Below are 12,512 nucleotides of genomic sequence, written 5' to 3'. Positions count from 1 at the left end.
GGATTAATAACGAAAATAGCCTAGTGTGCTACCTGCTTATAGGGTAGCCGTTGTTTTATTTGGGCTAAGTTTAACATCTGGTGCGGTTAGGTATTTTTCATTTTATCTTGTAGTGCAAAATAGGCCCTTTTGGAGGCTCTTTCTTCTGCTTTTTTTTTGGATGTAGCTCTAGCTTTTGCGATAATCTTGTTAGAAATCGAAAGTTTTACGGCAAAATGCTTTACAATGTCATTGCCCGTGTCGTCATAGATGTCGTAATGAAAACTTTTTTTTTGTTTTTGACACCACTCTATCACCAAGCTTTTGTAGCTAATCACTTTTCCTTCAAGTTGCTCAATATCGACATAGGGTTCAATGACTCTTTTGTTTATAAATTGCTCGCAATAATCATAACCTCTATCTAAGCAAATGGCACCAATGAGCGCCTCGAACACATTGCCATATATATTGTCGCCAAAGTGCGATTTTGGAATTTTGCTCTCCACAAACTTAATAAGGTTTAGGTCTTTCCCTAATTCATTGAGATGTTCTCTACTTACAATTTTGGATCGCATTTTGGTAAGGTAACCTTCATCGCCTTCCGGTACTTCTTTGTAAAGGAATTTAGAGATGATTGTTCCCAACATGGCATCTCCTAAAAATTCTAAGCGTTCGTAACTCATAGGAATCCCTTGTGCATCTTTTTTGTTTAAGGAACGGTGCAAAAAGGCACGTTGGTATATTTCCAGTTTTTTGGGTTTAAATCCCAAAATTTTCTTTATTTCCAAAAAAAAATCCCCATCTTCTTTAGAGTGGGAATTAAATATATTGGAGGGAAAATTCATGTGATCCTTAACTTATTTTTTTAAAAATGACACACGCATTATGACCACCAAAGCCAAACGTATTACTTAGGGCTACCGTAACGTCTCTTTTTTGTGCCTTGTTAAGGGTTAAATTTAGACTCGGATCTATATTTGGATCTACCGCGGTATGGTTTATGGTGGGCGGCACCACGCCATGTTCCATGGCTAAAATGGAAGCGATAGCCTCTATGGCTCCTGCTGCTCCCAGCAAATGTCCGGTCATGGATTTGGTAGAATTGATATTGATATGTTTGGCATGTGCCCCAAAAACCTGCGTTATGGCTTTTAGTTCTGCCACATCACCCAAAGGGGTAGATGTGCCGTGCGTATTTATGGTATCTACATCCTCTGGCCTAAGTCCAGCATCTCGCAAACAATTCTCCATAACGCGAACTACCCCTATTCCTTCCGGATGAGGAGCAGTCATGTGGTAGGCATCGCTAGACAAGCCACCTCCGGCGACTTCGGCATAAATTTTTGCGCCTCTAGCTTTGGCATGTTCGTATTCTTCCAAGATGAGCGCACCGGCACCCTCACCCAAAACAAACCCGTCTCTAGTAGCATCAAAGGGTCGCGAAGCCGTTTCGGGACTTTCATTTCTGGTAGAAAGGGCATGCATGGCACCAAAACCTCCCATACCTGCAATGGTTACCGCTGCTTCACTACCACCACTCACAATAACATCGCAGTATCCCAATCGAATATAGTTAAGGGCATCGATGATAGCGTTTGCAGAGGAGGCACAAGCCGAAACGGTAGTATAGTTTGGCCCCATGAAACCGTGCTTTATGGAGATATTTCCCGGGGCAATGTCGGCTATCATTTTAGGAATAAAGAAAGGATTAAATCTTGGTGTTCCGTCTCCTTGAGCAAAGTTCAACATTTCGTTTTGAAAGGTTTCTAACCCGCCAATACCGGCACCCCAAATGACACCTACACGAAATTTATCAAGTTCATTTAGGTCTAATCCTGAATCACGTATGGCTTCATCGGAGGACACTAACGCATACTGCGTAAACTTATCTAATTTGCGAGCTTCCTTTCGATCAAAAAAATCTTCGGAATTGTAGTTTTTTAGTTCACAAGCAAACTTCGTTTTAAACTTTTCGGTATCGTAATAGGTAATATTGGCCGAGCCACTTTTACCGTGTTCTAGCCCTTCCCAATATGCCTTTACGGTGTTTCCAATGGGGGTTAATGCCCCTAAGCCTGTAACTACTACTCTCTTTAATTGCATTAGACTACATTTAAATTAATAATCAAGCCCAGCGTAAATTAAAAAAAATTATCCATGCGGACTGATTACCTCATGGATAATTTTCAAAATTCTACTAAAAGAACATAAATTACTTCGCTTCTTCTATATAACTGATAGCCTGACCGACTGTTGCGATGTTCTCTGCTTGGTCGTCCGGAATTTGAATATCGAATTCTTTTTCAAATTCCATAATCAGTTCAACAGTATCCAATGAATCTGCCCCTAAGTCGTTAGTAAAGCTAGCTTCTGATACCACTTCATTTTCATCTACACCTAATTTGTCTACGATGATAGCTTTAACTCGTGATGCAATGTCTGACATAATATTATTGGTTTTTAAATTTAATTTGTTGGCAAAAATAAAAAACTTTGGATTAATAACACCATTAGTCGGCAAAATGTACGGTAATTTAATAAATATAAATGTAAGAGTACTAATTTAGCACAAAAAAATTGACTTTTAAGCACCCAAATGCATGAAACATATTGTTCTTTTTGCTTCAGGTTCCGGATCTAATGTTGAAAACATTAGCAATTATTTTAGTAAAAACAAGGAAGTAGTTATTGATTGTGTTTTTACAAATAATAGAGAAGCCTTAGTTTTAGATCGATGCAATAGACTTAAAATTAGCTCATTGTGCTTTAATAGGACATCTTTTTACGAGTCGGACTGTATCCTTTCTGTAGTAAAGACATTTAATCCAGATGTAATTGTATTGGCCGGTTTTTTATGGAAAATACCGGAACATATAATTCGAGCATTTCCTAAGAAAATTGTCAATATTCATCCGGCTTTGTTGCCTAAATATGGTGGCAAAGGAATGTATGGCATGCACGTGCATCAGGCTGTAAAAGACAACCAAGAAAATGAAACCGGAATTACGGTACATTACGTGAATGAAAACTATGATGAGGGTGCTATAATAGGTCAGGTTACCACCCAAATAGACCTCAATGATAGCGCCATGCAGATTGCAGAAAAGGTACATCAATTAGAGTATGTACACTATCCAAAGTTTATAGAAAACGTGTTATATGGCAATGTCTGATGTACATATTTATACCGATGGCAGCGCCTTAGGTAATCCCGGACCCGGGGGTTACGGTATTGTTATGGAATGGGTGGGTAAACCGTACCGTAAGGAATTTTCAGAGGGGTTTAAGCATACGACGAACAACAGGATGGAGCTTATGGCGGTTATAGAGGCCTTGGCCAAACTTAAAAAAGAAAACCTTACGATTACCGTATTTACCGATTCTAAGTATTTGGTGGATGCGGTGGAAAAAAAATGGCTATCGCGTTGGGAACAAACCGGCTTTAAGGGAAAGAAGAATGAAGATCTTTGGAGGAAGTTTTTAACGGAAGCCAAAAAGCACAGGGTTCGTTTTAAGTGGATTAAAGGGCATAACAATCATCCGCAAAACGAACGTTGCGATGCGCTGGCCGTGGCAGCCGCCAAAGGACATACTTTAAAAACAGATGTTGGGTTTACAGCGGCTTAGTCAATTTAAAGCGGCAGGTCTCTAGGTAAAGCAAAGCCTTTAATTCTTTTGGCTTAGACATCAAAAACTCCAAAAGTTACCCTTATATTTGCACCAAATTTAGTGTTAAGTGGGTAAATTATTGATTGTTGGTACCGTAGCTTTCGACGCCATTGAAACCCCTTTCGGAAAAACGGAAAAGATTTTGGGAGGCGCCGCCACTTTTATAGGTCTCGCTGCCTCGCAGTTTAATACAAGTTCTGCCATAGTTTCTGTTGTAGGGGAAGATTTTCCTAAAGAACATCTTGATTTATTAAGAGATCACAACATCGATATATCGGCCATTGAGATTGTCCAAGGGGGGAAAACTTTTTTTTGGAGTGGAAAATACCAGAACGACCTTAATGTACGCACTACCTTGGCCACCGAATTGAATGTACTTGCCGACTTTAGTCCCAAAGTACCGGTGCACTTTAAAGATGCAGACGTAGTTATGTTGGGGAATCTTCACCCAAATGTCCAGATGAGTGTAATTCGGCAGATGACACAAAAACCAAAGCTTATTGTGTTAGATACGATGAATTTTTGGATGGAACACGCTTTGGATGCGCTTATGAAGGTTATTGCCAAGGTAGATGTTATTACCATTAATGATGAAGAAGCAAGACAATTAACAGGACAATATTCTCTTGTAAAGGCAGCAGAAGATATTCGAAAAATGGGCCCCAAATATGTGGTGATCAAAAAAGGGGAACACGGTGCCTTACTGTTCAAAAAAGAGAACATCTTTTTTGCGCCGGCACTGCCACTAGAAGAAGTTTTTGATCCTACCGGAGCAGGAGATACATTTGCCGGTGGGTTTACTGGATATTTGGCGGCTTCCAAAAATATATCCTTTCATAATTTAAAACGAGCCGTAATACACGGATCCAATTTAGCATCGTTTTGTGTAGAAAAATTTGGCACAGAACGTATGCAGTATTTGGACAAGGAGGAGGTTAGGCGCAGGCTTTTTCAGTTTAAAGCGTTAACACAATTTGATATTGAACTAAAATAGGGCATTGTCCCAAGACCTCGGGATCGGGGTTTTTTTATGAGCAAAGCATATGAGCGATTCCATTAAACACGAATGTGGTATTTCACTTATCCGATTGTTAAAGCCACTATCTTATTACAAGGAAAAATACGGCACTTCTTTGTACGGTCTTAACAAAATGTACCTGATGATGGAAAAGCAGCACAACCGGGGGCAAGACGGCGCCGGTTTTGCAAGCATAAAGTTAGATGTAGCTCCGGGAGAACGCTACATGAGCCGCGTACGCTCCGTGGCCTCCCAACCCATTCTGGATATTTTTGACCAAATTAACCAAAGAGTAAACAACGCTTTTGAAGCGCATCCCGAACTCAGAGAGGATGTGGCTTTGCAAAAGCGGAATATCCCTTATTTAGGCGAAGTAATGCTGGGCCATTTACGGTATGGGACTTATGGAAAAAATAGCATTGAAAATGTACATCCCTTCTTACGGCAAAATAACTGGATGCATCGAAATTTAATCGTAGCAGGTAATTTTAACATGACCAATGTTCATGAGCTCTTCGATAATTTGGTGCAACTGGGGCAGCACCCCAAGGAAATGGCCGATACCGTTACCGTCATGGAAAAAATAGGTCATTTTTTAGATGATGCTGTGGCCAAGCTCTATAAGGATATAAAAAAGGAAGGATACAGTAAGAGAGAGGCGTCGCCACTTATTGCCGAAAGACTCAATATTGCAAAAATATTAAGACGTGCGTCCAAGAACTGGGACGGCGGCTATGCCATGGCAGGTCTTTTGGGACATGGAGATGCGTTTGTGCTTCGCGATCCTTCGGGGATACGACCCGCCTATTATTATAATGATGATGAGGTGGTGGTTATAGCTTCAGAAAGACCCGCTATACAAACCGTATTTAATTTAAAATACGAAGATATTAAAGAATTAAATCCCGGTCATGCAATCATTATAAAAAAGAACGGGACAATGTCTATAAAAGAAGTATTACCGGCAAGAGAGCGAAAAGCCTGTTCTTTTGAACGTATTTATTTCTCTAGAGGCAGTGACAAGGAAATTTACCAAGAACGAAAGGATCTCGGAAAACTGCTTTTTCCACAAATCCTTGAGGCCATTAACAATGACATCAAAAACACGGTCTTTTCATATATTCCAAATACCGCAGAGACTTCTTTTTTTGGAATGGTAAAAGAAGCTCAGAACTATATGAACCGTTTAAAAGAGGCACAAATACTCGCTATAGGCGACAAAATAACGCCACAGGAATTGAGAGAAATTCTAGAGATAAGACCTCGCATAGAGAAGGTGGCTATAAAAGACGCCAAGTTGCGTACTTTTATTACACAAGACAGTAGCAGAGACGATCTGGTGGCACATATTTATGACATTTCCTATGGTTCTGTAAAAAGAGGCGATATTCTTGTAATTATAGACGATAGTATTGTGCGTGGTACTACGCTTAAAAAAAGTATCCTAAAAATGCTAGACCGTTTAGAACCCAAGAAAATTGTGGTAGTTTCTTCGGCACCTCAAATTCGTTTTCCCGATTGCTACGGCATAGATATGGCCAAGCTTGAGGACTTTATTGCATTTAAGGCAGCTTACGAATTGCACCGTAAAAATAATTCCCTTCACTTAATCGATGCCATATATGAAAAATGTAAGGCACAAGTAAATACCAATGATAAAGACATTGTAAATTACGTTAAGGAGTTTTACGAACCCTTTACAACGGATGAATTATCTGAAATGATAGGCACGTTATTGAGCCCCGCTGACATTAAAGCCCAAGTGCAAATTATTTATCAAACCGTGGCTAATTTACATTTGGCTTGCCCTAAAAATTTAGGCGATTGGTATTTTACAGGCGATTATCCTACACCGGGCGGGAATAGGGTGGTAAACCGGGCTTTTATCAATTTTTATGAAGGTAAGAGCCAGCGTGCTTATTAAAAAGGCCGTACGTAGTAGCTAAAATAATGCATTTTATCGATGAAAATAGCATTTCATCGGATTTTTAACTATTTAGGCGTTAATCACGCCTACCTTAGAATTGCCATAGCATAAGTAGGTTAAGTTCATGGTAAGATTTGGGGCAAAAAAGGCGGAGGTTACTCCGCCTTTTTTATGTAGTAGATCTACGGTTTTCCCTTGATGCATTCCTTTTTACGATTTTATACGGATCAAAAATGCATTTCAACGCTTTATAACGGTACTCATCTAAATCTTTTTACCTCATCGATACTAATGCGCTACTTTTGGAGAACCATAGCATAAGTAGGTTAAGTTCATGGTAAGATTTGGGGAAAAAGGCGGATTTATCCGCCTTTTATTTTAGTTCTAATCCCCGCTTAGGTAGATCCGAGGTTCTTTTAACTTTTAAGTAGCTATAAACCAGTAAGTAGAACCAAAATTAATACGATTGCCCAGTGCTTTGGTAACTACGTATATCGCTTTTCCGGAAATAGCATCATTCAGCAAATTGTGATACAAATGGGCGTTGTTCTTATAACCTACACAAATACAGCAAATTAAATCTAATACTAAACGATTTTGTTTCGGTAGAGTCATTAGCAAAAGTCAGTTTATTCGTAAAATTCATCAATTTTCTTTGAAAATTCTTGCAATACAAGTATTTTAGCATTGCCATAGCATAAGTAGGTTAAGTTTATGGTAAGATTTGGGATGAAAAGGGCGGATTTATCCGCCCTTTTCTATAGAATAAAATAAAAAGACCACTGCGCATATACGCAGTGGTCTTTTTAAAATGGAGCTATGGTAATAGCATCCGTAGTAGTACTTAAGTATACTATTTGTTTTTAGCGTATAGTTCAGAAACCTTAGGCCAATTGATGAGTGAAAAGAAGGCACTAATATAATCTGGTCTTCTGTTCTGATAGTTAAGATAATAGGCATGTTCCCAAACATCTAGTCCTAATATAGGAAAACCACCACAGCCGGTTGCCGGCATTAATGGATTGTCTTGATTGGGGGTAGAACAAATTTCTACCTTGCCGCCTTTGTGTACGCAGAGCCAGGCCCATCCGGAACCAAATCGCGTTGCTGCTGCTTTGGAAAAGGCATCTTTGAATCCATCAAAAGATCCAAAAGCGGTTTTTATGGCATCGGCTAGTTCACCAGTTGGCTCACCGCCACCATTCGCAGCTAATATTTCCCAAAATAAGGAGTGATTATAAAACCCGCCGCCATTGTTCCGTACGGCTGCATTTGTTAAATCCAAATTTTGTAAGATTGTTTCAATCGATTTGCCTTCCAAATCCGTTCCGGCAATAGCGTTATTTAAATTTGTGGTGTATCCATTGTGGTGTTTGGAATGATGTATTTCCATAGTTCGGGCATCAATATGGGGTTCCAATGCATCGTACGCATAGGGTAATTTTGGTAATTCAAAAGGCATAATAAAAGAGTTTTTAGGTTAAAAATTATGTTTTTCAAAAATACGGCATTTCTCAAACAATTTCCCCTAATTATTTGTTAAGAACCCTTTAATATTCCGTATTTTACCCGTTAAAATATAAGGATGTCTAATGCCTTTAAAATATATGATGCTTCTGCCGGTTCTGGAAAGACGTATATCCTTACCAAGGAATATCTTAAAATCATTCTAGCAACGGACAATAGTAGCAATTTCCGTCAAATTCTGGCCATCACCTTCACCAATAAGGCTGTAAACGAAATGAAGCAGCGTATTTTAGGGAGTCTGTATACTTTTAGTCAAGTGGCCCTAATAGACACTGCACCGGCCTTATTTCTTGAAATCATGAACGATTTAGAAGTAGGGCATGTTCTATTAAAAGAGCGTTCTAAAATCATGCTCAAGGAAATATTACATAACTATTCTTTTTTTGACGTTGCTACGATTGATAAATTTACCCATCGTCTTATTCGCACTTTCGCCAGAGATCTACAATTATCGCAAAATTTTGAGGTAGTATTAGATACCAATGCCCTTTTAGGACAAGCTGTTGATGGTCTATTAGATAAAGCAGGAAGTACCGATGAACTTACAAAAGTATTGGTCGATTTTGCATTGGAAAAAATAGATGGGGATAAAAGCTGGGATATAGCTTATGACTTAAATGTGGTAGGAAAGTTACTTTTTGAAGAAGATCAGCGACCGCACTTAAAGCGTCTTGAAACAAAATCCTTAGAAGATTTTCTACGGCTGAAACGTACCCTGCAGCAAAAAATAGCAATCTTAGAAAACCAATTAACCGCAGATGCGTCTCGGGCATTAACTTTAATTCGCAAAAACAGATTGGTTTTTACAGATTTTATTCGTGCTTCTTTCCCAAAATTTCTGCAAAATATTGTGGCAGGAGAATTTGATTTGGATTTTAATTCTGAATGGAAGAAAAATTTTGAGACTACCATACTTTATACGAAATCGTGTCCGCCGGCAACCAAAGCAATTCTAGATCGTCTACACCCTGAATTTAGTGTTATATTCCTTTCCATTAAAGCAACCTTTTACAAGGTACAGTTTCTAAGAAACAGTTACCGCAATATAGTGCCGCTCTCGGTGCTAAATGCCATCCAAAAGGAAGTGTCTCATTTGGAAAAAGAGAAGGATTTAGTACCTATTTCATCGTTTAATTCAATAATAGCTAACGAGATAAAAGACCAACCGGTGCCTTTTATTTTTGAACGATTGGGAGAGAAATACCGCCATTATTTTATAGATGAATTTCAGGATACCTCAGAGATGCAATGGAATAACCTTATTCCGCTGATAGGAAATGCATTGGACAGTTTGGACGAGAACGGCAACACAGGATCTCTATTGCTAGTGGGCGATGCCAAACAAGCGATTTACCGTTGGCGGGGCGGTAAGGCCGAACAGTTCCTGAAATTGGCAAAAAATGAAAATAGCTCCTTCGTAATGCCTCCAAATACAAACCGTCTTCCAAAAAATTATCGAAGTCATGAAGAGATCATAAAATTTAATAATGCTTTTTTCTCATCGGTAAGTCAATTTTTAAATGACACTACATATCGGGAATTGTTTTTAGAGGGCAATCAACAAGCGTACAATACCTTAAAGGGTGGAGTCGTAAGCATTCAATTTACACCAAAAGACGAATTACAACACGAGGACGATCTTTATGCCGAAGCCGTAGTGAATCGCATACGCCAAGTGGTAAAAAAGGGGTATCATCTAAAAGACATTTGCATTTTAGTTAGAAAAAACAAACATGGGGTGCTACTGGCAAAACAGCTTATGCAAGAAGGTATCCCCATTATTTCTTCAGAGACATTATTGCTGTCGAGCTATGCAAAAGTGAAATTTCTTATTAATCTTCTTCGGTATAGCGACAACCCCAAAGACCTTGAAACTTCCTTCGAACTCTTGCTTTACCTCAGTTCCGTCGCTCCATTGCGCCATACCTTAATTGAGAAACATCTCAAGACACTACCGGATTTTCTACGAAATCAGTATCAATTTGATATTGATTTTTTTACAAAGGCTACCGTTTATGACGGGCTGGAATACGCCATACGGCAATTTAGGCTTGCCGACGAATCGGATGCCTACCTTACCTTTTTAATGGATGAGGTACTCAATGTGGAGCAACGCTTTGGAGTAAATGCGCCCCTCTTTTTGGAATACTGGGATCAAAATCAAGGAAAACTCAGTATTGTGGCTCCCGAAAATGTAGATGCGGTACAGATAATGACAGTACACAAATCAAAAGGGCTAGAATTTCCTATTGTTATTTTTCCGTACGCAAATACCCACATTTACGAAGAGTCCGACCCCAAACTATGGTTACCCGTAGAGGCAAGTCAATTTCATGGGTTTGATGAAGTTTTGGTAAGTAAAAAGCAAGAAGTAATGCACTACGGGCAAGTGGCAGAAGGCATGTATCAAGAAGACCATTGCAAGCTAGAGTTAGACGCCTTTAATATTTTGTACGTAGCACTCACTAGAGCGGTAAGAGGACTTTATATCATTTCTAAAATGGATTTTGCGAAAGAGGAGCCGCGTTTGGATTATTATTCGGGATTATTCATTCATTTTTTAAAGGAAAAGGGGCTATGGGACACAGCGAAAACCGATTATCATTTTGGCGAATTAGAGGAGTTAAAGCAGTATAAAACGCTTGAAAAAGTACAGCATAAGGTAGATTTTCTGTATTCTCAAAAGGAAAATCCTAATTTTAGAATACTAACGACCTCCGGGGCACTTTGGGGAACAGAAAGAGCAGCGGCCTTACATGAAGGAAATCTGATACATCGTATTTTGGGCTTCTTGAAAACAGCAGAAGATGTAGATACCATTTTGCAAAAACTATATCGAAATGGGGAACTAGTTGAAGAACAAATAAAAATATTGCGAAGCCGTGTATTGAAAGTTATACAGCACCCTGCACTTAAAAGGTACTTCGCAGAAGACGCTACGATCCTGTTAGAAAGGGAAATCATTACAGAAAATGGTGTAATTTTACGTCCGGATAGGGTAGTTATTCAGGGAAATGTAGCTACTGTAATTGACTATAAGACGGGAAAGAAACGTACAAAGCATCACCAACAAGTACGATCTTACGAGAATGCATTGCAACAAATGGGCTATGCGCGTACCCAAGGTGTCATTGTATATATGAATGAAACAGTAACGCCAGAATTTATATAAAAACTACAGCATGTACGGAAAAATGGAAGCGTATTTAACAAGGGAGCTAGGCACTATTAAAGAAGCCGGTCTATTTAAGGAAGAACGAATTATAGCCTCGGCCCAAGACGTGGTCATAAAAATCGCTTCCGGCGAGGAGGTTATTAATTTTTGCTCCAATAATTATTTGGGACTATCCTCTCATCCTGAAGTAGTTCAAGCGGCTAAAGATGCTTTAGACAGTCATGGCTTTGGGATGTCGTCGGTACGGTTTATTTGCGGAACCCAGGACATTCACAAAGCACTGGAAAAAAAAATAGCCGAATTTTATGGCACTGAGGACACCATATTATACGCCGCTGCCTTTGATGCCAACGGAGGTGTTTTTGAACCGCTGTTGGGAGAAGAAGATGCGATAATATCAGACGCCCTTAACCATGCATCTATTATCGACGGAGTGCGTTTGTGCAAAGCAAAGCGTTTTCGCTATGCCAATAGTGATATGTCCGATTTGGAAAGGCAATTGAAACTTGCCAATGAAGCCAATGTCCGATTTAAAATTATTGTTACCGACGGTGTATTTTCAATGGATGGGGTATTGGCACCTTTAGATCATATCTGCGACCTCGCTAAAACCTACGATGCCCTAGTTATGGTAGATGAATGCCATGCAGCTGGTTTTATAGGGAAAACAGGACGTGGTACCTTAGAAGCAAAAGGAGTTATGGGGAAAGTGGATATTATAACAGGAACTTTGGGCAAAGCCTTAGGCGGCGCCATGGGGGGCTATACCACAGGCAAAAAAGAAATCATCGAAATGTTGCGGCAACGATCTCGACCCTATTTGTTTTCTAATTCTTTAGCTCCGGTAATTGTAGGCGCTTCCTTAAAGGTATTTGAACTTATTCAGACCCAAACCGATCTAAGGGACAAACTGGAAAATAACACCAAGTACTTTAAAAAAAGGATGAAAGAAGTCGGTTTTGATATCATCGATGGCGATTCGGCTATTGTACCAGTGATGCTTTATGATGCAAAATTCGCACAAACAATGGCACGCATGTTATTGGAAAAAGGAATTTATGTCATCGGATTTTTCTATCCAGTGGTACCCAAAGGGAAGGCACGGATACGGGTGCAGCTGTCAGCAGCCCATGAAATAATTCATTTAGAAAAGGCGGTTAAAGCCTTTCAGGAAGTAGGAAAATTGTTAAAAATCGTTTAACGGTATGGTTTTTTGT

Annotated in this window: 11 protein-coding genes; 6 read left to right on the top strand and 5 right to left on the bottom strand. The window is 39.4% G+C overall.

The window, feature by feature from the left end:
• Positions 1 to 86: 86 nt before the first annotated feature.
• The 3 genes from rnc to U1E44_RS06130 form a co-directional block, all read right to left on the bottom strand.
• Complete coding sequence (rnc, locus tag U1E44_RS06140; protein WP_322930178.1) at positions 87 to 824, bottom strand: ribonuclease III; 738 nt, start codon at positions 822 to 824, stop codon at positions 87 to 89.
• Between the two features lie 7 nt (positions 825 to 831).
• Positions 832 to 2,082, bottom strand: coding sequence for a beta-ketoacyl-ACP synthase II (gene fabF, locus U1E44_RS06135; protein ID WP_322930177.1), 1,251 nt, complete (start codon positions 2,080 to 2,082; stop codon positions 832 to 834).
• A 109-nt stretch (positions 2,083 to 2,191) separates the two neighbouring features.
• Positions 2,192 to 2,425: an acyl carrier protein gene (locus tag U1E44_RS06130; protein WP_047247024.1), complete on the bottom strand. Its 234-nt coding sequence runs from the start codon at positions 2,423 to 2,425 to the stop codon at positions 2,192 to 2,194.
• Positions 2,426 to 2,579: 154 nt separating this feature from the next.
• Between U1E44_RS06130 and purN the strand changes: the two genes are divergently transcribed.
• The 4 genes from purN (at position 2,580) to U1E44_RS06110 (ending at position 6,590) form a co-directional block, all read left to right on the top strand.
• Complete coding sequence (gene purN / locus U1E44_RS06125) at positions 2,580 to 3,152, top strand: phosphoribosylglycinamide formyltransferase (RefSeq protein WP_322930176.1); 573 nt, start codon at positions 2,580 to 2,582, stop codon at positions 3,150 to 3,152.
• On the top strand, positions 3,139 to 3,606 hold the full coding sequence (gene rnhA, locus U1E44_RS06120; protein WP_322930175.1) for a ribonuclease HI: 468 nt from the start codon (positions 3,139 to 3,141) through the stop codon (positions 3,604 to 3,606). Before purN ends, rnhA begins: the two co-directional genes overlap by 14 nt.
• Before the next feature lie 109 nt (positions 3,607 to 3,715).
• Positions 3,716 to 4,642: a PfkB family carbohydrate kinase gene (locus tag U1E44_RS06115; RefSeq protein ID WP_322930174.1), complete on the top strand. Its 927-nt coding sequence runs from the start codon at positions 3,716 to 3,718 to the stop codon at positions 4,640 to 4,642.
• 49 nt (positions 4,643 to 4,691) lie between these two features.
• Entirely contained in the window at positions 4,692 to 6,590 is a 1,899-nt protein-coding gene (locus U1E44_RS06110) for an amidophosphoribosyltransferase (protein ID WP_322930173.1), read from the top strand.
• A gap of 426 nt (positions 6,591 to 7,016) precedes the next feature.
• On the opposite strand, the gene U1E44_RS06105 is transcribed toward U1E44_RS06110, so the two are convergent.
• The gene (locus tag U1E44_RS06105; RefSeq protein ID WP_322930172.1) at positions 7,017 to 7,208 is read right to left on the bottom strand and encodes a hypothetical protein; all 192 of its coding nucleotides are present in this window, start codon (positions 7,206 to 7,208) and stop codon (positions 7,017 to 7,019) included.
• Between the two features lie 238 nt (positions 7,209 to 7,446).
• Positions 7,447 to 8,055: a superoxide dismutase gene (locus tag U1E44_RS06100; protein ID WP_322930171.1), complete on the bottom strand. Its 609-nt coding sequence runs from the start codon at positions 8,053 to 8,055 to the stop codon at positions 7,447 to 7,449.
• 123 nt (positions 8,056 to 8,178) lie between these two features.
• Here U1E44_RS06100 and U1E44_RS06095 point away from each other — a divergent pair, with 123 nt between their 5' ends.
• Both U1E44_RS06095 and kbl read left to right on the top strand, forming a co-directional pair.
• Positions 8,179 to 11,292, top strand: coding sequence for a UvrD-helicase domain-containing protein (locus U1E44_RS06095; protein WP_322930170.1), 3,114 nt, complete (start codon positions 8,179 to 8,181; stop codon positions 11,290 to 11,292).
• Between the two features lie 10 nt (positions 11,293 to 11,302).
• A complete protein-coding gene (gene kbl / locus U1E44_RS06090) occupies positions 11,303 to 12,496 on the top strand; it encodes a glycine C-acetyltransferase (RefSeq protein ID WP_322930169.1) in 1,194 nt (397 codons plus the stop codon).
• Positions 12,497 to 12,512: the final 16 nt, after the last annotated feature.

It is taken from the genome of Aurantibrevibacter litoralis (assembly GCF_034651555.1).
Lineage (GTDB): Bacteria > Bacteroidota > Bacteroidia > Flavobacteriales > Flavobacteriaceae > Aurantibrevibacter > Aurantibrevibacter litoralis.
The sequence above is the reverse complement of the archived record's forward strand: the minus strand, read 5'-3'. Positions and strand labels throughout refer to the sequence as shown.

Coding starts and splice junctions, on each gene's coding strand:
- rnc (WP_322930178.1), bottom strand. CDS start 824: ATGAATTTTCCCTCCAATATATTTAATTCCCACTCTAAAGAAGATGGG.
- fabF (WP_322930177.1), bottom strand. CDS start 2,082: ATGCAATTAAAGAGAGTAGTAGTTACAGGCTTAGGGGCATTAACCCCC.
- U1E44_RS06130 (WP_047247024.1), bottom strand. CDS start 2,425: ATGTCAGACATTGCATCACGAGTTAAAGCTATCATCGTAGACAAATTA.
- purN (WP_322930176.1), top strand. CDS start 2,580: ATGAAACATATTGTTCTTTTTGCTTCAGGTTCCGGATCTAATGTTGAA.
- rnhA (WP_322930175.1), top strand. CDS start 3,139: ATGGCAATGTCTGATGTACATATTTATACCGATGGCAGCGCCTTAGGT.
- U1E44_RS06110 (WP_322930173.1), top strand. CDS start 4,692: ATGAGCGATTCCATTAAACACGAATGTGGTATTTCACTTATCCGATTG.
- U1E44_RS06105 (WP_322930172.1), bottom strand. CDS start 7,208: ATGACTCTACCGAAACAAAATCGTTTAGTATTAGATTTAATTTGCTGT.
- U1E44_RS06100 (WP_322930171.1), bottom strand. CDS start 8,055: ATGCCTTTTGAATTACCAAAATTACCCTATGCGTACGATGCATTGGAA.
- U1E44_RS06095 (WP_322930170.1), top strand. CDS start 8,179: ATGTCTAATGCCTTTAAAATATATGATGCTTCTGCCGGTTCTGGAAAG.
- kbl (WP_322930169.1), top strand. CDS start 11,303: ATGTACGGAAAAATGGAAGCGTATTTAACAAGGGAGCTAGGCACTATT.